Source organism: Nonomuraea sp. NPDC049646, assembly GCF_044465525.1.
Lineage (GTDB): Bacteria > Actinomycetota > Actinomycetes > Streptosporangiales > Streptosporangiaceae > Nonomuraea.
This window is the reverse complement of sequence record NZ_JBITLU010000011.1, coordinates 116,740-135,978: the sequence shown is the minus strand read 5'-3', so window position 1 is coordinate 135,978 and position 19,239 is coordinate 116,740. Positions and strand designations below refer to the sequence as shown.

The following is a 19,239-nucleotide window of genomic DNA, read 5'->3' as shown; positions in this document are numbered from 1 at the left end:
CCGGGGCAGGGGCTGGGCCTGGGCGGCAGGGGCTGGGCCGGGGCAGGGGCACTTTGGGGAGGTCATTAGGATGGCCGGCGCCGGATGGCCCCCCGTCCCTCCAGCCGGCCCCCCGTACCACCCGAGAGGCGCACACCACGATGGCGGACTGCGACGCCACCCCGCTCGACGACCCGGTAGGCGCGTCACTGCGCGGCCGTCACGCGCACCTCGCCCGGCGGCTCGGTGCGGCGGCCACGTACCGGGCGGAGGTGGCGACCTTCTCCTCGGTCCCGGCCGAGCCGGACGAGCGGGCGTGGGCCGACCTGGCCCGGCTGCTCGGGCCGGGCGAGCTCGCCGACCTGTTCAGCTCCCCGGCGGCCCCGCCGCCCGACTGGGAGCCGGTGTTCGCCCTCGACGGCCGCCAGCTGGTGTGGGACGGCGGCGACCACGTCCCCGCAGGGCCCGGCGACGTCACCGAGCTGGGCGCGGACGACGTCCCGCACATGCTCGACCTCGTGGCCAGGACGCGACCGGGGCCGTTCTGGGCGCGTACCCGCGAGATGGGCGACTACCTCGGCGTCTTCGACGGCGGGAAGCTGGTCGCGATGGCGGGCGAGCGGCTGCGGCCACCGGGCTGGACCGAGATCAGCGCCGTGTGCACCGCGCCCGAGGCGCGCGGCCGGGGGCACGCGGGCCGCCTGGTCGGCGCGCTCGTCTCGCGGATCGTGGCCCGCGGCGAGCGTCCCTTCCTGCACGTGGCCGAGGCGAACACCGGCGCGATAGCCCTCTACGAGCGGCTCGGCTTCCGAACCCGCAGAAACGTGACCTTCCGCGGCTTCCGCACCCCCTGACGCCTCCGGAGCTTCCGAACCCCGTGACGGCCCCGGACCGCCCAGGGCGGCCCAGAACGATCCGGGAAATGTTCGGAAAAGCCCGGAAAGGCGCAGAAGGGGCCGGAAAGACACGACCCAGATCAGGCCCGGGCGGCCCAGATCAGGCCGAGGGCAGGCGCTCCGTGCCTGGTGGAAAACGCGTTGCCCCGGACGCTCGGCCGAACGTATGGTTTTGCGCTCGTGGTCACAGTCGTGGAACGGGTCCTGCCGGCCCGGTTGGGGACAGGGTTCCGATGGTTGCTGGCGTCGAGCTGGCTGACGAATCTCGGTGACGGGATCGCGGCCGCCGCCGGCCCGCTGCTGATCGCGACGCTGACCCGCGACCCGCTGATGATCTCGCTGTCCGCCCTGGTGAGCTGGGCGCCGCCGCTGGCGTTCAGCCTGTACGCCGGCGTCCTGTCCGACCGGCACGACCGCCGCAGGATCGTGCTGGCCGCGAACGCCGTGCGGGCCGTGGTGCTGGCGGCGCTCGTCGTGCTCATGGCGACCGGCACCGTGACCGTGGCGACGGCGCTGGCGGCGCTCACGCTCCGGTCCATCGCCGAGGTGTTCGCCGACAACGCTACGTCCACGCTGACGCCGATGATGGTCTCCAGGGACGACCTGCTCGTCGCCAACGCCCGCCTCGGCACCGGGTTCATCACGCTCAACCAGCTCGCCGGGCCGCCGATCGGCGCGGCGCTGTTCGGGCTGGGCCTGACCTGGCCGTTCGCGAGCCAGCTGCTCCTGGTGCTGGCGGGGATGGTCCTGGTCTCCCGCATCGCGCTGCCGGCGCGGGCCCGGCCGGACGGCGCGCCGCGCCCGAACACCGTGCGCGAGCTCGTCGCCGGGTTCAGCTGGACGGTGCGGCACCCGGCGGTCCGCACGCTGGCGCTCACCATCCTGATCTTCAACTTCACCTTCGGCGCGGCCTGGTCGGTGCTCGTCCTCTACACCCAGGAGCAGCTCGGCCTCGGCTCGATGGGGTTCGGCCTGATGACCACCATCGGCGGGATCGGCGGCCTGATCGGCACCGGCCTGTACGGGACGATCACCCGCAGGGTCAGCCTCGGCGCCCTGATGCGCATCGGGCTCATCATCGAGACGTTCACCCACCTGGGCCTGGCCCTGACCCGTTCGCCGTGGGTGGCCGGAGCCATCTTCCTGGTCTTCGGCGCGCACGCCTTCATCTGGGGCACCACCTCGGGCACCGTCCGCCAGCGCGCGGTCCCGCAGGAGCTGCAGGGGCGGGTGGGCAGCGTCAACACCGTCTGCGTCTTCGGCGGCCTGGTGGTCGGCTCGCTGATCGGCGGCGTGCTGGCCACCCGGTTCGGCGTCGCGGCGCCCTTCTGGTTCGCCTTCGCCGGTTCGGCGGTGTTCGTGGTGCTGCTGTGGCGGCAGCTCATGCTCATCGCCCACGACGACTGAGCCGCGGGCGCCGGGTGCCGCGCGGCCGCCTCACTTGAGCGGGTCGTGCCCCCAGTTCATCAGCGAGTGGCGCCACCGGCTCTCCCGGACGTCACCGGACGGGCGCTGCGCCAGGTGCCGGTGGATGTAGCCGATCACCTTGGTCATGTGCTCGTAGTCGTGGCCGGTCCAGGAGGAGCTGCCCTTGCGGAGGAGCCGGACGATCTCGCGGCCGGAGGCGTGGCCGGTCGACTCGCCGCCGCCGTCCTGCTTCTGGCCGACCTCCTTCGACTCCTCGGTGTCCAGCCAGCGTTCCAGCTCGTGCGCGGTCATGTTGACGGCCTGGCCGAACTCGGCCGCCACGTCCCGCTCGCCGCTCACCTGGCGCCCTTGCCCTTGCCCTTGCGCAGGGCGGACGGCTTGTGCACGGCCTCGCGCCCGCTCTTGTCGCTGCGCACGACGTACTGCGGGTCGTCGGGCGAGGCCGCCACCGTGCGGCCGGCCTCCTTCGTCCTCTTGGTGATCTTCTTCTCCACCTTGCCGCGGGCCGTGGACCCGTGGCTCTTCCAGGAGACCTCGTCACCCACGGACGGATCGTCCTTGCGCTTGCCGGTCATAGGATGCGCGCTACCCCAGCCCCCTCCCGCACTCGGCCGGGCGGGCAAACCTTCCTTTACCGTCGCCGTCCCGGGGGCGGCGACGGTGCCCTCGGGGCGGGGCGGCTGCTGCTCACGCGTGGCCGAATCGTAAAGTGAGCAGGATCGCACCAGTGATGTAGGGAGCCCTTGTTGCACGAGAAACTGTCGTCGACCTACGACAACGTCCTGCGCCGGAACCCCGGCGAGGTCGAGTTCCACCAGGCGGTGCGCGAGGTGCTCGAAAGCATCGGCCCGGTTCTCGGCAAGCATCCCGAGTACGCCGAATCGAAGATCATCGAGCGGATCTGCGAGCCCGAGCGGCAGATCATCTTCCGCGTGCCGTGGCTGGACGACCGGGGCGAGGTGCAGATCAACCGCGGCTTCCGGGTGGAGTTCAACAGCGCGCTCGGGCCGTACAAGGGCGGCCTGCGCTTCCATCCGTCGGTCTACCTGGGCATCGTGAAGTTCCTCGGGTTCGAGCAGATCTTCAAGAACGGCCTGACCGGCCTGCCCATCGGCGGCGGCAAGGGCGGCTCGGACTTCGACCCCAAGGGCCGCTCCGACCGCGAGGTGATGAGCTTCTGCCAGAGCTTCATGACCGAGCTCTACCGGCACATCGGCGAGTACACCGACGTCCCTGCCGGTGACATCGGCGTCGGCGGGCGCGAGATCGGCTACCTGTTCGGCCAGTACAAGCGCATCACCAACCGCTACGAATCCGGCGTGATCACCGGCAAGGGCCTGGTCTACGGCGGCGCCCAGGTGCGCACCGAGGCCACCGGCTACGGCTGCACGTTCTTCGTGGACGAGATGCTCAAGGCCCGCGGCACGTCGTTCGACGGCAAGCGGGTCGTCGTGTCGGGCTCCGGCAACGTGGCCGTCTACACGATCGAGAAGATCGAGCAGCTCGGCGGCGTCGTGGTGGCCTGCTCCGACTCCTCCGGCTACGTGGTCGACGAGAAGGGCATCGACCTCGACCTGCTCAAGCAGGTCAAGCAGGTCGAGCGGGGCCGCCTGGAGACCTACGCCGAGCGCCGGGGCGAGCAGTCCGTCTTCGTCCCGGACCGCAGCGTGTGGGAGGTGCCCTGCGAGGTGGCGATGCCGTCCGCCACGCAGAACGAGATCACCGGCCGGGACGCCGCCTTCCTGGTGGACAACGGCTGCATCGCGGTCGGTGAGGGGGCCAACATGCCGACCACGCCGGAGGGCATCAAGGTGTTCCTGGAGGCGGGCGTCGCGTTCGGGCCGGGCAAGGCGGCCAACGCGGGCGGGGTGGCCACCAGCGCGCTGGAGATGCAGCAGAACGCCAGCCGCGACTCCTGGACGTTCGAGTTCTCCGAGCGCCGCCTCCAGGAGATCATGCAGGACATCCACGGCCGCTGCCTGCAGACCGCCGACGAGTACGGCATGCCGGGCAACTACGTGGCCGGCGCCAACATCGACGGCTTCCGCCGGGTGGCCGACGCCATGCTCGCGCTGGGCCTCATCTGACCGCGCCGGCCCCCGGCCCGCCCTCGCCCGGACTGCGGGCGCGGGAGGTCAGGCCGGGGTGCCGGGAGGCAACTGGTGGTCGGCCCAGACGTAGGTCTCGGGCAGCAGGTCGAGGACGGGGACCGTACGGAGACGGTCGCCGTCGCCCACGATGACCTGAAGGGCCGGGAAGTAGTCCAGCAGGACCTGACGGCAACGGCCGCACGGCGGGACGACCCCGCGCTCCCGGTCCCCCACCGCGACGATCGTGTCCAGCTCGTACGCGCCCTGGGCGGCCGCCGCGCCGATGACGACCAGCTCGGCGCAGGGCCCGCCGGTGAAGTGGTAGGCGTTCACCGCCGTGACGATCCGGCCGTCGCGGGCGCGCGCGGCGGCCGCCATGGTGTGGTTGTCACCCCGGCAACGGGTGCGGGCGACCTCCGCGGCGGCCTGGACGAGTTCGTGGTCGACCTGGCGGCTCACTGCCCCTCCTCGTGACCTGGTGCGTCAGGCGCGGGTCTGCTCGCGCAGGAACGCGACGATCAGCTCGGTGACCTCTTCCGGCCGTTCCATGCTCGCCAGGTGGGCCGCCCAGGGCAGCTCGACGTTGCGGGCGGCGGGCAGGTCGGCCTCGGTGTGCCGGAAGTCGGCGACGTCGTGCGCGCCCGACACGGCCAGGCACGGCATCGTCACGGCCGCCGGGTCCACCTGGACCTTGACCGGGCCGACGACCCCCTCGGCGAGCTGGAGCTCGTAGGCGCGCAGCTGCATCTCGTGCACGGCCCGCCCGGCCTTCTCGTCGGCGTCGGGGCCCAGCCAGCGGTCGACCATGAGCTGGGCGGCGCCCGCCAGGTCGCCCGCCTCGACCAGCTCGTCCTCGCGCTGCCCGACCGCGCGCAGGTCGGCGCTCGGCTCCCGCCAGGGCAGGGCGGCGGAGAGCAGGATCAGCGCCTCCACCCGCTCGGGGCTGCTCGCGGCGACCTCCAGCGCCACCTTCCCGCCGTAGGAGGAGCCGGCCAGGAAGAACCGGTCGATGCCCAGGCTGTCGAGCAGGCTCAGCACGTCGCCGGAGTTGCTGTACGGCTCGGTCGGCAGCGGGCTCTGCCCGAAGCCGCGCAGGTCGCACCGGACCACCCGGAATCCGGCGGCGATCAGGGGCTCCCACTGGGGGTCCCACATGCGCCGGTCGCAGACCCCAGCGTGCAGGAGGAGCAGCGCCGGTCCGTCGCCTGCCACGTCATAAGAAATCGTCATCGCGCAGACGTTACCAGTCATTCACTGACCGGTTTGTCCCACGCGAGACGGCTCCGGGGCTTTTCCGGCGCCCCTGGCCATCCAGGCCGTCACGCCCAGCACCACGGCCGCCGGCACCCCCAGCGACACCGCGTTCAGCAGGTGGCCGGCTCCGGGCAGCCCGCCCACAAGGTGAGGATGCGCAGGAACTGCCGGAGCCCTGCCGCAACTCCGGGGCGCGGGGGGCCGCGCGGCCCCCCGCGCCGGGAGCACTACGGCAGTGCCACCGCCCGGTCCAGGGCGGGCGGGGTCAGCGGTCCCTGTCGCAGGTAGGCCCGCATGGCCTCGTAGTCGCGGCTGCCGCGCACCGCGTCGGTGTACCCGGCGAAGGCGGTGTAGCCGTCGGCGCCGAGCAGCGTGTACGCCAGCGCCGCGAGCCGGTAGGTCCTGCCGGTGTCGAGCGGCTGCCCGTTGATGACCACGTCGGCGGGGTTGATCCGGTCGCCCACGGGCCGGTTCGGGGAGTAGGAGAAGCGCACGTTCTTCGACACGGCCAGCGGGGCGAACTTCACGGTGCCGTCGGCCTGCGTCTGCCACTGCTGCTCAAGGGCCTGCTCAAGCTGCGAGCCCTTGACCGACACCGTGACCACCGGGTTGGCGTAACCCCAGGCGGCCCACGACTCGCCCATGAGCACCTTGCCGTCGGCGTCGGCGGCGTTGGCGCCCTTGGCGAACCTCAGGTCGCCGCGCAGCGAGTTCGAGCCCTTGGCCGGCGCCACGGCCACCATGGCCAGGTCGGCCTTGCCGCCCTCGGTCTGCTGGGAGTCGAAGTACTCCACGTCGGCCACGGCGTTGCCGAGCGTGCTCTGCCCGGTCGCGTCGCGGGTCCTGGTGAGGTCGCCGGTGACGGTCCCGTACGGCTTGGCGTAGGTCTCCTTCTGCATGGCGTTCCAGTGGTCGACCAGCTTGACCATGGCGGGGTCGGTGGCGATGTCGCGGGTCACCGGGTGGTTGGCCGCGGTGGTCGCGGTCCTGATGACGTCGCGGGTGCGGCGGTCGAGCTTGAGGTTGATCTCACTGATGAGGCGGCCGTGGTTGGCGGCCTCGACGACCGGGCGGGGGTTGCCCGCCGGGTCGGCGATCGAGCAGTTGAAGAACCAGTGCCAGTGGCCCGTCACGATGGCGTCGATGTCGGGCGAGGCGTTCTTGGCGAAGTCCCAGATGGGGCCGGCCTTCTGGTCCCCGCAGCCGCTGTAGTCCTCGCCGGCCTTGCCGCCCTCGTGCACGTTGGCGACGATGGCCTTGACGCCGCGGCGCTTGAGGATCTCGGCGTACTTGTTCGCCGTCTCCACCAGCGGCAGGTTGTCCAGCGACGGCTGGTAGGAGGTGGAGCCGTCCACGGTGGTGGGCGTGGTCAGGTTGATGAACCCGACGGGGATGCCCTGGAACCGCTTGATCACGTACGGCGGGAGCACCGGGCGGGTGTCGCCCTTCATGGTGATGTTGGCCGTGGAGATGTCGAAGTCGGCGCCCTGGAAGGGCTGCCCGTCGGAGTCGGTGAAGCAGCTGTCGAGCCCGACCTCGCCGAAGCACTCCCCCTTGCCCATGTGGTCGCGCAGGAACTCCAGCGACCGGTCCAGCTCGTGGTTCCCGACCGTGGTGAACTCCACCTTGATCTTGTTCAGGAACTCGATCGTGGGCTCGTCGGCGTGGTAGGACACCTCGGTGGGCCAGCCGCTGAAGTTGTCGCCGCTGGAGAAGGTGACCGTGTTCTCGTGCCCCTGCCGGAGCCGGTCGAGATGCGCCGCCAGGTACGGCGCGCCGCCCACCACCAGCGTGTTCCCCTGCGGATCCTTGATCGTGCCGTCGGCGGCGTTGCTCTGCGGGGTGATGTAGCCGTGGAAGTCGGTGAGCGACAGCAGTTGCACGTCCACGGGCTTGGGCGCGGCCAGGGCCGGTGAGGCGGACGAGGCCAGAGTGACGCCTAAGGCGACAACGATCCACTTACGGAACGAAGACACGCATACTCCTAAATAAGGGGATATAGCGGGAGAAAAGACTGGCCGATCAGCCCTTCGAGCCGGTGAACGCGATCCCGGCGATCAGCTGCCGTTGCATGACCACGAAGAGAACGATCACCGGCAGCGAGGCCACGACGGACCCGGCGAAGAGGATGGGGTAGTTCGTCAGGTACTGGCCGCGCAGCGAGGCCAGCCCGGCGGAGAGCGTCATCATCTCGGGGTCGGTGTTGACCACCAGCGGCCAGAGCAGGCTGCTCCACGACCACATGACGGTCAGCAGCCCGAGCGCCAGCAGGCCGGGCCGGACCAGCGGCAACATGATCCACCAGTAGATCTGCAGCGGGTTGGCGCCGTCCAGCCGCGCCGCCTCGTCCAGCTCCCTGGGCAGGGTCTTGAAGAACTGCCGCAGCAGGAACGTGCCGAAGGCGCCGAAGACGCCGGGGGCGATGAGCGCCTGGAGGCTGTTGAGCCAGCCGAGGCCCTGCATGATCTCGTACCGGGGCAGCAGGAACAGCTCTCCCGGCACCATCAGCACGGCCAGGAACAACATGAAGACCGCCCCGCGCCCGGGGAAGTCCAGCCGCGCGAAGGCGAAGGCCGCCAGCGAGCACAGCAGCAGCTGCCCGGCCGTCACCGCGGCCGTCACGACCACGGTGTTGAGGAACTGCCGCCCGAGCGGCACGGTCTGGAACACGTCGGCGAAGTTGTGCCACTGCCAGGAGGGGACCGCCGTGGGCGGCACCCGCATCGACTCGGTCATGGTCTGCAGCGAGACCACGAGCTGCCAGACGAACGGCATGACCATGATCAGGCCGCCGGCGAGCAGGACCGCGTGCACGATCCAGCGCCTACTCATAGTGGACCCACCGCCTCTGCAGCCGGAACTGGACGGCGGTCAGCATGAGGATCAGGGCCAGCAGCACGACCGCGATCGCGGCTGCGTAGCCGCGGCTGTTCTGCACGAAGCCCTGCTCGTAGAACAGGTAGACGATCGTGCGGCTCCCCGCCAGCGCCGGGCTCTTGGGGTCGATCATGAGGTAGATCAGGTCGAAGACCTGCAGCGTGTTGATCAGCGTGATCACCACGACGAAGAACGTGGTGGGCGTGAGCAGCGGCAGCGTGATGCGGAAGAACTGCCGCACCCGGCCCGCGCCGTCGATCGAGGCGGCCTCGTAGTAGTGCTTGGGAATGCCCTGCAACCCGGCCAGGAACAGCACCGCGTTGTAGCCGAGCGAGGTCCAGATCCCGACCACCGCGACCGCGTAGATAGCGAACTCGGGGTCGGACACCCAGTACGGCCCGTCGATCCCGGCCAGGCCGAGCAGGTAGTTGATCGGCCCGAAGTCGCCGTTGTACAGGTAGCGCCAGGTCAGGCCGACGGCCGCGGGCATGGTGACCACCGGCAGGAAGTACAGCGTGCGGTAGAAGCCGAGCCCGCGCAGCCCCGGCACGTTCAGCAGGGCCGCGATCACGATCGACAGCGGCACACCGACCAGCACGAGCACGGAGTAGAGCAGCGTGTTGCGCAGCGCGCCGGCCATCTCCTCGTCGCCAAAGAGGTTGGCGAAGTTGTCCAGGCCCACCCACGTCTGCCCGCCGAACACGCCCGACTCGGTGAAGCTGAGGTAGAGCGTCTGGACGATCGGCCACAGGTAGAACACGGCCAGTCCGAGGGCCATGGGCGCGATCAGCCCGTACCCCCACAGCCAGTCGCGTCGCGACCGCCGCCCCGGCGGGGCCGCCGCCTTGACGGCGGCGGCCCGTTCCTCGGTCAGCACCATCGGCTACTCCTTGGCCAGGATCTCGTTCATCTGCGCGGCGATCTCCTTGGCCGCCTCCGCGGTCGGCCGCTTGCCCGCCCACGCCTCGGCCAGGAGCTTGTTCTGCACGTCCTGCCACTTGGCGGTGTTGAGCGAGACGGGGTAGGGCACGCCGTTCGGGATCGAGGCGTCGAAGGTCTCCTTCAGGTGGTAATCGGGGAAGGCGGCGAACCAGCCGTCCTGGGTGCCGGCCCGCGAGGAGACCGAGGCGCCGCCGGAGTCGCTGAGGATCTTCTCGGCCTCGTCGGAGGACAGGAACGTGGCGAACTGCGCGGCCTCGGCCGGGTGCTCGCTCTTGGCCGAGACGGAGTTGGCCAGGCCGAGCAGGATGACGGCCTCCTGCGCCGGCCCCTTGGGCAGGGGCGCCACGTCCACCTTGCCGCCGCGCTCGGTGTTGGCCTTGAACGTGCTGGCCAGCCACGAGCCGCCGTAGTACATGGCGTACTTGCCGGTCATGAACAGCTGCACGGGGCTGGTGTCGGTGGTCGCCTGGGCGGGCGGGGCCACCTTGTCCTTGTTGATCATGTCGGTCCAGAACTCCAGGCCCTGGATGGAGCCGGGCTCGTCGAAGCCCGACTTCTTGCCGTCGGCGGAGATGACGTGGCCGCCGGCCTGGATCATCGTGGGGTAGAAGCCGCCCTGGTCCCACAGGGGAGCCAGCAGGCCGTACTGCTTCTTGGCCGAGTCGGTCAGCTTCTTGGCGGCGGCCTTGAGGTCGTCCCAGGTCCAGTCGGCGGTCGGGTACGCGACGCCGCCCTTGTCGAAGAGCTCCTTGTCGTACCAGAGCACGGGGACGCCGACGTCGCGCGGCATGCCGTAAAGCTTGCCGTCGTAGCGGTAGCCGTCCACGATGGCCTGCGGGAAGGCGCTGACGTCGGCGTTCTCGAAGGGGGCGATGACGCCGCCCTTGGCGTACATGCGCACGTTGAGGCTGTTCATCCAGAAGACGTCGGGGGCCGCGCCGCCGGTGGCCGCGGTCTGGAGCTTGGTCCAGTACTGGTCCCACGGGGTGATCTCAAGCTTGACCGTGATGTCGGGGTGCTGCTTCTGGAAGGCGTCGATGATCTTCTGGGTGCTGGGCTGGTCGTTCTTCTCCCAGATCGCGTAGCTGATCGTGACTTTTCCTGGCTTGGTGGCGGTGGTGTCGGAGCCGGAGCCACAACCGGCCAGTGTCATCGCCAGGGCGGCGGCGAGTGCCATACGCAGGCGCACGGGCAGTTCCTTTTCTCTAGAAGGCGTCGGGGGATGATGATCAGGGTCTCGATCGCGGCGGGCTCAGAGCCCGGTGTTGGTGAAGCCGGTCCTGGCCACGACGTCGCCGTATCCGTTGGCGTCGAAGTCCTCGACGTAGAACAGGTGGAACCCGCGGCCGTCGGCGGCGACGGCGGTGCCCGACTGGTCGCCGGCGGTGTTCGGGTTCATGCGCTCGCAGGGGAAGCGGCCGGTCGTCGTGCCGTCGGCGTTGAACCCGCGGGCGTACACCTCGTGGGAGCGGCCGGCGTTCCACAGGTCGGACTCGGTCCAGCCGACTACGAACCGCCCGGTGTCGTCGACGGCCACGGACGGCGACCCCTGGACGGCGCACCGGTAGGTCTGGTCCACCTTTCCGCAGAGCGGCGGGTACTCCTTGCCGCCGTCGGAGGGCGTGTTCGGCGCGTACCTGCCGAACGCGACGGGGATCTCGGCGAACCGCTGTCCCAGGGCGGGCGTCAGGCCGCGCGTGCGCACCCGCCAGACGGTCGTCACGTCGCCGCCGGTGACCGCCACGTTGTCGCTCCAGGCCACGACGCTGTCGCCGCCGGGGGTCGTCGCCACGGCGGGGGCAAGGTGCTGGGTGGCGGCGTTGGTGTTGATCCGGGTGGCGGGGGCGACGGTCGCGCCGGTCGCCGAGATCCGCCTGCCGTACACGTCGGGCGCCTGCTGCCAGACCACGGTCGCGGTGCCCGCGCCGTCCACCGCCACGTCGGGCCGGTCCCCCGTGCCCACCTGGAGCGGCGCGAAGGAACGGGCGGTCAGCGAGGCGTAGCCGGCCGCGCGGACGGTCCTGGTCGGCCCGTCCTCCCAGGTCACCGTGAACCCGCCGGCGCCGCGGACCGCGATCCTCGGCCGGGTCTGGTCGCCGCTCCACTGCGGGTCGTTGGCCCAGATCGTCGCGCTCAGCGTGCCCGACGGAGAGAGCCTGCGCACCGCGATGTTGTGCTCGCCGCGGCAGTCGCCGTCCTCGGCCCAGGCGACGTAGGCGTTGCCCGCGTCGTCCACGCCGGCCGACGGCTGCACGTGGTTCCAGCCGGTGGCGCAGCCGACGCCGCCCATCGAGACCTTGACGGGGCCGGTCACCGGCTGCCCGTCGCGGTAGATGCGCGCGTAGACCTCTGCGCCCTCCGCCGAGGCGCGGTCGCGGTCGTCCTCCCAGGCCACGGCCGTGTAGCCGGACCGCATGGCGGCGGCCCTGGGGGCGCGCTGGTCGTCGGGGCCGTTGGCGGTCATCTGGAGCCCGGCCCCGGGGAAGGCCCTGGGGACGATCTTGACGACCTCGTCCGTCAAGGAGGTGAAGTCGGCGTCGTAGGCGGCGTAGACGGCCGGGTCGTCGACGCGGACGAAGGAGTCGTCCGAGGCGGTCAGGGAGCCGCCGTTGAGGTTGTGGGAGCCGGTGTAGACGTAGCTGCGCCGTGCGCCGCCCGCCGCCGCCGACGGCCCGTCCACCAGGATGATCTTGGAGTGGATGCCGTCCGGGGCGCAGGTGTCGCCGGCCGGGTAGTGGCAGCCGCCGGGCCGGAAGGTGTGCACCACGATCCCGCCCTTGGCCAGCTCGGCGGCGGTCGCGACGGTCTGGTTGCCCTCGGCCACGAGCACCTGGACGTCGCAGCCCTGCTGCTTCTTGGCCTTGAGCTCGGCGATGACCAGCGGCCGGTCCGTGGCGAACTGCGACTGCACCACGCGGATCGCGCCGGGGCAGCCCACGTCCCGGATCATGGCCGCGACCAGGTCGGCGCTGCCGTAGGTGCTCTGGTCGTAGGCGGTGTCGCGGGGCTCCATCCAGACCGTGACCTTGCCGCCGGTCGAGGTGAACGGCGCCCGCCAGGAGGTGCGCACCTGGGAGACCAGCGTGTCGAACACCTGCCGGTAGCCGTCGGCCAGCGCGGCGTCGCCCGAGCTGATCAGCATGTTCTGGTGCAGGCCGGTGTCGGGGGCGAGGTTCTGGGAGCTCTGGACGACCACGTCGGTCCTGCCGTCCGTGAGCCGGCTGAAGACGAGGAACTTGTGGTGGCTGATGTCGGTGTCCGGCCCGTTGCAGCCCCTGTCGCAGAGCGTGACGGGCACGCCGGCCGCGGCCAGCTCGTCCAGGAGCGCGTTGTGCCCCGATCCCTCGGACACCACCCGCACGTCGACCCGCCGGTCGTGCGCCGCCACCAGGGCGTCCTTGACGGCCTTGATCTCCAGCACGAAGGTCGCCACGCGCAGCGTGGAGTCCGGGGCGGCCAGCCCGATCAGCTCCAGCACCTTCGCGGGCAGGGGGTCGGCGAGCGTGCCGTCGACGCTCGGCCTGCTGAAGTACGCCGACAGCTCCGGAGCCGCCGCCTGCGCCGGGGTGACCAGCCCGAACAGGCAGGACAGGCCGGCGACGACCACGGACAGACGCCTGACCACGCTCGCCTGCCAGGACGGACGCTTGATCATGCTCGCTTCCCTTCGCTGAGGTTCCGCCGCAGGCCGCGGGTCCAGGCCGCCACCTCGGCCTCGGTCTCCGCCCGCTCCCGGGGCCGGCCGCGGACGTCCGGCCGGGTCTGCCACGGCTCGGGGCCGGTCTCCTTGCGGTACTCCACGCCCAGCGCGGCCAGCCGGCGCTCGTGGTGGCGCAGCCGCGCCAGGAAGTCGTCGAAGTCGCCGCCGGCGGGGCTCCACACGACCTCGGCGAAGGCCGACAGCCGCGGGAAGGCCATGTAGTCGAGCCCGCGCGGCGAGTCGATGTGCTCGGTCCAGAGGTTGGCCTGCGCGCCGAGGACCCGGGCGGCCTCGGCCTCGGTCAGCTCCGGCGGCACCGGCTCGTAGCCGTGGACGTCGCGCAGCGAGATCACGTTGCCGATCGGGACCGGCTCGTCGGGCCGGTCGGACTGCCGGAAGTCCAGGTAGAGCTCGGTGAAGGGGCAGGTGACCACGTCGTGCCCGGCCCGCGCCGCCGCGACCGCGCCGTACGTCCCGCGCCAGGACGCCACGGTCGCCCCCGGCGGCAGGCCGCCCTCGATGATCTCGTCCCAGCCGAGCAGCCGCCGCCCGCGCGCCGCCAGGTGGTCGGAGAACTGGCCGATGAACCAGCTCTGCAGCTCCTCCTCGTCGCGCAGGCCGAGCTCGGCGATGCGGCGCTGGGCCGACGGGCTCTGCCGCCACTGCTCCTTGGGGCACTCGTCGCCGCCCACGCAGACGTACTCGCCGGGGAAGATCTCCATGACCTGGTCGAGCACGTCCCGGTAGAAGGCGAGCGTGGCGTCCTCGACGTTGAGCACGTGGGGGGAGACGCCCCACCCGGTGGCGACCTCCAGCGGTTCGTCCAGGTTGCCCAGCTCCGGATAGGCCGCGATGGCCGCCTGCGAGTGGCCGGGCAGCTCGATCTCCGGCACCACGGTGACGAACCGGTCGGCCGCGTACGAGACGATCTCGCGCAGGTCGTCCTGGGTGTAGAAGCCGCCGTGCGGGCGGCCGTCGAACACGCCGTGCCGGCGGTCGCCGAGCGGGCTCTCCCTGCGCCAGGCGCCGACCTCGGTGAGCTTCGGGTAGCCCTTGACCTCCAGCCGCCAGCCCTGGTCGTCGGTGAGGTGCAGGTGCAGCACGTTGAGCTTGTGCGCGGCCAGCAGGTCGATGTACCGCAGCAGGTCGGGCTTCGGCAGGAAGTGCCTGGCGACGTCGATCAGGCAGCCGCGCCACCGGAAGCGCGGCCGGTCGGCGACGGTGACCGGGGCGAGCAGCCAGTCCTGCTCGCCGACCGCGCCCCTGCGGAAGGCCGCGGGCGGCAGGAGCTGGCGCAGGGTCTGCGCGGCGTAGAACGCCCCGGCCGCGTCGCCCGCCTCGACGCGCACCCCGTCGGGGCGTACGGTCAGGCGGTAGCCCTCCGGGCCGGGCCCGGCGGTCAGGGCGAACTCGATCGCCCCCGGCCCCGGCGCTCCGGCGGGCAGCGGCAGGCCGGTGGCAGGCGACAACGCGGCCCGCAGCCAGCCCTCCACCCGCGACAGGCCGGGAGGGGCGGCGATCACTGTGGTCGCGGTGAGGGCGAAGGGTTCCCCGCCGTCTGGGGTCACTTGGACGGGTCGTGGCAGCAGCAAGACAGGTCCCTGGAGGGGTCGGGGGGCGGGATCGTCGGTCGGTGACAGGGCGGGCGGCGGGTCGTAGCATGGCGCTCGGCTTCCGGTCGCCGCGAGCCGCCCGCGGCCATGCCCGTGATCTGGCCTCTTTTTTCTGGGTGAGCGCCTCGATCAGGATTTATGATGGAGCTCACCATTAAGATTCGTCAAGAAGGGTCATCAGTGACGCTCTCCGTGACCGGCGGCGACCTTCAGCGGCTCCGGCGGTTCAACGCGCTCGCCGCGCTCTCGGCCCTGCGCGCCGGCGGGCCGGCGACGCTGACCCAGCTCGCCGAGCGCGCCGACCTGGCCAGGGCCACCATCAAGGTGGTGGTCAAGGACCTGATGGAGCTGGGCTGGGTGGTCCAGATGGATCCGAGCGGCGGCGAGAAGGGCAGGCCCGCGCGCCGCTACCGGTTCCACGCGGAGGCGGGCCGGGTGCTCGGGCTCGACATAGGGGCGCACAAGGTGCTGGTGGTCGTGGCCGACCTCGACGGCAACGTCCTGCACACCACCCGCGAGCCGGTCACCCCCGAGCAGCCGCGCGCCGAGCGGCTGGCCGCCGTCGACCGGGCCATCGACGCCTGCCTGACCGGCTCGGGCACCGCCGCGCCCGACGTCTGGCTCGCGGTCGCGGGCAGCACCGGCTATGTCGACCTCCAGGGCCGCGTCGTGCTCTCGCGGGCCATCCAGGACTGGTCGGACGTGCCGCTGGCCGACCACCTCGGCGACCGGCTGCGCTGCCCCGTCCTGGTGGAGAACGACAGCAGGCTCGCCGCGCTGGCCGAGTGCCGCAGGGGCATCGCCCGCGACGCGCGGAACCTGATCTTCCTGCACGTCGGACGCCGGGCCGGCGCCGCGGTCGTGCTCGACGGGGTCCCCCTGCGCGGCAGCGGCGGCGCGGCCGGGGAGATCGGTGTGCATCCGCTGTTCAACCTCGGTCATGTGGGCGAGCTGCTGCAGGCCGTCCCCTCGGTCGAGCCAGGGACGCCGCCGGAGGCGGTCGCGGGGGCGGTGTTCGAGGCCGCCAGGCAGGGCGACGTCGAGGCGCGCCGGGCCGTCCTGCGCTACGTCAAGGTGCTCGCGCTGGCCACCACCGCGATGGCGCTCACCGTCGATCCCGACCTGGTGGTGCTCGGCGGGGGGTTCTCGCGCTCGGCCGACGTGCTGATGGAGCCGCTGAGCGTCGAGCTGGAGACGATGTGCCTGCGCACGCCCGAGCTGCGGGCCTCCGTGCTCGGCGACGAGTGCGTGGCCATCGGGGCCGTGTGCCACGGCGTCGAGCATCTGACCAAGGTGCTCTTCGACCCCGAGATCGACCTGTCGGCCGCGGCGCCTCCGTCATTAATGGTGTAGCTCACCGAATGTATCGACGAATTACATCGAATTTCGTTATGAATAGGGCGTGGCATCCTCTCAGACGGCCCCCGGCCCCGATCTCGACCTCGACGCGCTGGTCGGCGCGATCGAGGAGTTCAACGCGTACTTCATCCGGCTGCCCTCGGTCAGGAGGCTCAGCTTCTCGACCCTGTCCGTGCTGCACACGCTGGCGGGCAAGGGCCCGATGCGGCTCACCGACCTGACGGCGACGGAACAGCTCAAGCAGCCCGCGCTCACCAGCCTGGTCGCCAAGCTCGAACGGGACGGGCTGGTCTCGCGCCGCCCCGACCCGCGCGACGGCCGCGCCGTCCTGCTGACCCTCACCGAGGAGGGCAGGGACATCGTCCGCTCCCGGCGCGCCGACCGGGTGGCGCGCGTCGCCCGCCTGGTGGCGCACCTGAGCGACGACGAGCGCGCGGAGCTGGCCCGGTACGCGGGCGTCCTCGGCCGCCTGACCGAGATCGCCGCGCGTGTCGACGACTAGGAGGACCGTTCCCTTGACCCGCCCGACTCCCCCGCGGAATCGTCCCTTCCCGCTGCGCCCGGAGCCGCTGCACGTGCCGGACGAGGTGCTCGACGACCTGCGCCGCAGGCTCGCCATGACCCGGTGGGCGCCGTCCGCCGGGAACGACGACGGCTTCTACGGCGTGCGCGGCGCGTACCTGCGCGAGCTGGTCGCCTACTGGGCCGACGGCTTCGACTGGCGGGCGGCCGAGCGGGCGATCAACGCCTACGAGCACTACCGGGTGGACGTCGGCGGCGTGCCGGTGCACTTCATGCGCAGGCCAGGCGTCGGCCCCGCCCCCGTGCCGCTGATCCTCAGCCACGGCTGGCCCTGGACGTTCTGGCACTGGTCGAAGGTCATCGACCCGCTCGCCAACCCCGGCGCCCACGGCGGGGACCCGGCGGAGGCGTTCGACGTCATCGTGCCCTCGCTGCCGGGTTTCGGGTTCTCGGCCCCGCTGGACGGCCGGCCGGACATGAACTTCTGGAAGATCGCCGACGTGTGGCACGAGCTGATGACCGGCGTCCTCGGCCACGACCGGTACGCCGCCGCCGGATGCGACGTCGGGGCGCTGATCACCGGGCAGCTCGGCCACAAGTACGCCGGCGAGCTGTACGCGATCCACATCGGCTCGGCGCAGAAGCTCACCCTCTTCAACGGCGACCGCGCCTGGGACCTGAGCGGCGGCACGCCCATCCCGGACGGCCTGCCCGCCGACGTGCACGCCCGCTTCGTCGAGCTGGACCGGCGGTTCGCGGTGCATCTGGCGGCGCACGTGCTCGCGCCGTCCACGCTCGGCCACGGCCTGTCCGACTCCCCCGCCGGCATGCTGGCCTGGATCCTGGAACGCTGGACGAAGTGGTCCGACAACCACGGCGACGTTGAGACCGTCTTCACCAAGGACGACCTGCTCACCCACGCGACGATCTTCTGGGCGGGCAACACGATCGACAGCTCGATCCGCACCTACGCCAACAACAACCGCTACCCCTGGACGCCGTCGCACGACCGGTGGCCGGTCGTCGAGGCGCCCACGGGCATCACGTTCGTCGACTTCGAGAACCCGCCCGGCGTGACGACCGGCGAGCAGCGGATCCGCAGCTTCCTCGACGGCGACCGGGCCGCCTGGTACAACCACGCCGGCATCACCTGCCACGATCGCGGCGGGCACTTCATCCCGTGGGAGATCCCCGACGAATGGGTCACAGACCTCCGCCGCACCTTCCGCCCCCACCGCTGACGCCCTCCTTCCCCCGGGCCGCCGTCGCCGGCAGGCCCGTCACCTGGTCTGTGGTGACGGGCGGCGCCGACCTGGGGATGGGACACCTCCGGGTTGCGCCTGTCGTCGAGCCGGCCGGCGAACGGCGGCGCGGGCGCCGTCCCGCCCACCTTCGGTCGCGGTGGCGCGAAGGGCGGCTTTCCTACATCCCGGCTCCCTGTCCCGCGCAGGCCGGGCTAGCCGGTGAGGGCCTCGGTGATCTGGCGGGTGGTCTGCGTGGCGACCCTCGGGTTGACGGCGGCGTAGGTGGTGTAGGCGTTCAGGCCGGTGGCCAGGGCCCAGCCGCGGCCCCGGGTCCAGGTGGCGTCGTCCACGCCGAGCGCGGCGCGGAAGGCGGCCCGGCTGCCGGCCGACATCAGGGTGAAGGCGATCATCAGGTCGGCGGCCGGGTCGCCGATGCCGAGCCCGCCGAAGTCGATGACCGCGCTGACGCGGCCGTCGGCGGTCAGCAGGTTGCCGGTGTGGAAGTCGCCGTGGAACCAGACCGGCGGGCGGTCCCAGCCGGGGGCGCTCATGGCCGCGTCCCACAGCCTGGTCATGGCGGCGCGGTCGAACACGCCGCCGAGCGCCGCGATGGCGGCCCGCGTCGCGCGATCCCGGCCCGCCAGCGGCTGCTGGGCGAGGTCGGGACGGGCCCGCAGCGACGGGACGGACCCGGGCGCGAACCGCTGCAGGGCGACCAGGAACTCCGCCAGCTCCTCGGCGGCCGCGGTGGAGCCGGCCAGCGCCTCGACGGTGGCCGGCTCGCCCGGCAGCCACCGGGACACCGCCCACCGCCACGGGTAGCCGAAGCCGGGCTCGCCCACCTCCACCGGCACCGGGACGGCCAGCGGCAGCCGCGGCGCGAGCCTGGGCAGCCACTCGCGCTCCTTGTCGGCCTGCCCGACGGCGTCGGCGTGGCGGGGCAGCCGGACGGACAGCTCCTCGCCCAGCCGGTAGATCACGTGGTCCGAGCCCGCCGGGTCGAGCAGCCGCAGCGGCAACGCGGCCCACTGCGGGAACTGCGTGTCGACCAGCCTCCTGACCAGGGCGGCATCGATCGTGGGAGGGACGGGCGCGGTTCCCGGGACTGCCAAGGACGACTCCAGCGACGGGCCCGCTCGGTGCGGCGGGCGGCCGGACCATCACAGTGCACCGCGAGCCCGCATGTCGACCCGATTATCGAAGGACCGCCACCCGGCACGACCCGGCCGGCCGGCGCCCCCGCCCAAATACCGCCCGAACCCGACGCGCCCGCATGAGCCGCCACCGCCCGAACCTGCCCGAACCCGGCCGCGCCCGTGGGGCAGGCTGAGTCTG

At 71.8% G+C, this 19,239-nt stretch carries 17 protein-coding genes; 6 read left to right on the top strand and 11 right to left on the bottom strand.

Features of this window, described 5'->3' with window-relative positions; all coding sequences use genetic code 11:
- Nucleotides 1-140: 140 nt before the first annotated feature.
- Together ACIBQ8_RS31055 and ACIBQ8_RS31050 are read left to right on the top strand one after the other, a co-directional pair.
- Nucleotides 141-833: a GNAT family N-acetyltransferase gene (locus ACIBQ8_RS31055; RefSeq protein WP_397193632.1), complete on the top strand. Its 693-nt coding sequence runs from the start codon at nucleotides 141-143 to the stop codon at nucleotides 831-833.
- A 279-nt stretch (nucleotides 834-1,112) separates the two neighbouring features.
- Complete coding sequence (locus ACIBQ8_RS31050) at nucleotides 1,113-2,282, top strand: MFS transporter (RefSeq protein WP_397171766.1); 1,170 nt, start codon at nucleotides 1,113-1,115, stop codon at nucleotides 2,280-2,282.
- Between the two features lie 30 nt (nucleotides 2,283-2,312).
- Here ACIBQ8_RS31050 and ACIBQ8_RS31045 read toward each other — a convergent pair whose 3' ends face one another.
- Together ACIBQ8_RS31045 and ACIBQ8_RS31040 are read right to left on the bottom strand one after the other, a co-directional pair.
- A complete protein-coding gene (locus ACIBQ8_RS31045) occupies nucleotides 2,313-2,642 on the bottom strand; it encodes a DUF3140 domain-containing protein (protein WP_397193631.1) in 330 nt (109 codons plus the stop codon).
- Nucleotides 2,639-2,878, bottom strand: coding sequence for a DUF2945 domain-containing protein (locus ACIBQ8_RS31040; protein WP_397193630.1), 240 nt, complete (start codon nucleotides 2,876-2,878; stop codon nucleotides 2,639-2,641). Before ACIBQ8_RS31040 ends, ACIBQ8_RS31045 begins: the two co-directional genes overlap by 4 nt.
- Before the next feature lie 168 nt (nucleotides 2,879-3,046).
- Here ACIBQ8_RS31040 and gdhA point away from each other — a divergent pair, with 168 nt between their 5' ends.
- Nucleotides 3,047-4,390 (top strand): NADP-specific glutamate dehydrogenase, encoded by a 1,344-nt coding sequence (gdhA, locus tag ACIBQ8_RS31035; protein WP_397171772.1) that lies wholly within the window; start codon nucleotides 3,047-3,049, stop codon nucleotides 4,388-4,390.
- A 48-nt stretch (nucleotides 4,391-4,438) separates the two neighbouring features.
- Here the strand turns inward: gdhA and ACIBQ8_RS31030 are convergent, their stop codons facing one another.
- The 8 genes from ACIBQ8_RS31030 to ACIBQ8_RS30995 all read right to left on the bottom strand — a co-directional run bounded on the left by ACIBQ8_RS31030 (nucleotide 4,439) and on the right by ACIBQ8_RS30995 (nucleotide 14,806).
- On the bottom strand, nucleotides 4,439-4,852 hold the full coding sequence (locus ACIBQ8_RS31030; RefSeq protein WP_397171774.1) for a cytidine deaminase: 414 nt from the start codon (nucleotides 4,850-4,852) through the stop codon (nucleotides 4,439-4,441).
- A 24-nt stretch (nucleotides 4,853-4,876) separates the two neighbouring features.
- Complete coding sequence (locus ACIBQ8_RS31025; protein WP_397193629.1) at nucleotides 4,877-5,623, bottom strand: alpha/beta fold hydrolase; 747 nt, start codon at nucleotides 5,621-5,623, stop codon at nucleotides 4,877-4,879.
- A gap of 251 nt (nucleotides 5,624-5,874) precedes the next feature.
- Entirely contained in the window at nucleotides 5,875-7,623 is a 1,749-nt protein-coding gene (locus tag ACIBQ8_RS31020) for a bifunctional metallophosphatase/5'-nucleotidase (protein WP_397193628.1), read from the bottom strand.
- 46 nt (nucleotides 7,624-7,669) lie between these two features.
- On the bottom strand, nucleotides 7,670-8,479 hold the full coding sequence (locus ACIBQ8_RS31015) for a carbohydrate ABC transporter permease (protein WP_397193627.1): 810 nt from the start codon (nucleotides 8,477-8,479) through the stop codon (nucleotides 7,670-7,672).
- A complete protein-coding gene (locus tag ACIBQ8_RS31010; RefSeq protein ID WP_397193626.1) occupies nucleotides 8,472-9,404 on the bottom strand; it encodes a carbohydrate ABC transporter permease in 933 nt (310 codons plus the stop codon). Before ACIBQ8_RS31010 ends, ACIBQ8_RS31015 begins: the two co-directional genes overlap by 8 nt.
- A 3-nt stretch (nucleotides 9,405-9,407) precedes the next feature.
- Nucleotides 9,408-10,655, bottom strand: coding sequence for an ABC transporter substrate-binding protein (locus ACIBQ8_RS31005; RefSeq protein WP_397193625.1), 1,248 nt, complete (start codon nucleotides 10,653-10,655; stop codon nucleotides 9,408-9,410).
- A 63-nt stretch (nucleotides 10,656-10,718) separates the two neighbouring features.
- Nucleotides 10,719-13,121, bottom strand: a complete 2,403-nt coding sequence (locus ACIBQ8_RS31000) for a phosphatidylserine/phosphatidylglycerophosphate/cardiolipin synthase family protein (RefSeq protein WP_397193624.1) — start codon at nucleotides 13,119-13,121, stop codon at nucleotides 10,719-10,721.
- The gene (locus ACIBQ8_RS30995) at nucleotides 13,118-14,806 is read right to left on the bottom strand and encodes a beta-N-acetylhexosaminidase (protein WP_397193743.1); all 1,689 of its coding nucleotides are present in this window, start codon (nucleotides 14,804-14,806) and stop codon (nucleotides 13,118-13,120) included. Before ACIBQ8_RS30995 ends, ACIBQ8_RS31000 begins: the two co-directional genes overlap by 4 nt.
- 153 nt (nucleotides 14,807-14,959) lie before the next feature.
- Here ACIBQ8_RS30995 and ACIBQ8_RS30990 point away from each other — a divergent pair, with 153 nt between their 5' ends.
- From ACIBQ8_RS30990 to ACIBQ8_RS30980, 3 genes are read left to right on the top strand one after another with little or no spacing between them, the layout of a single operon-like run.
- A complete protein-coding gene (locus tag ACIBQ8_RS30990; RefSeq protein ID WP_397193623.1) occupies nucleotides 14,960-16,132 on the top strand; it encodes an ROK family protein in 1,173 nt (390 codons plus the stop codon).
- A 49-nt stretch (nucleotides 16,133-16,181) separates the two neighbouring features.
- Nucleotides 16,182-16,640 carry a MarR family winged helix-turn-helix transcriptional regulator gene (locus ACIBQ8_RS30985; protein ID WP_397171790.1) on the top strand — a complete coding sequence of 153 codons (459 nt, stop codon included), beginning with the start codon at nucleotides 16,182-16,184 and terminating at the stop codon, nucleotides 16,638-16,640.
- Between the two features lie 13 nt (nucleotides 16,641-16,653).
- Nucleotides 16,654-17,901: an epoxide hydrolase family protein gene (locus ACIBQ8_RS30980; RefSeq protein ID WP_397193622.1), complete on the top strand. Its 1,248-nt coding sequence runs from the start codon at nucleotides 16,654-16,656 to the stop codon at nucleotides 17,899-17,901.
- A 215-nt stretch (nucleotides 17,902-18,116) separates the two neighbouring features.
- On the opposite strand, the gene ACIBQ8_RS30975 is transcribed toward ACIBQ8_RS30980, so the two are convergent.
- Complete coding sequence (locus tag ACIBQ8_RS30975) at nucleotides 18,117-19,016, bottom strand: aminoglycoside phosphotransferase family protein (RefSeq protein WP_397193621.1); 900 nt, start codon at nucleotides 19,014-19,016, stop codon at nucleotides 18,117-18,119.
- Nucleotides 19,017-19,239: the final 223 nt, after the last annotated feature.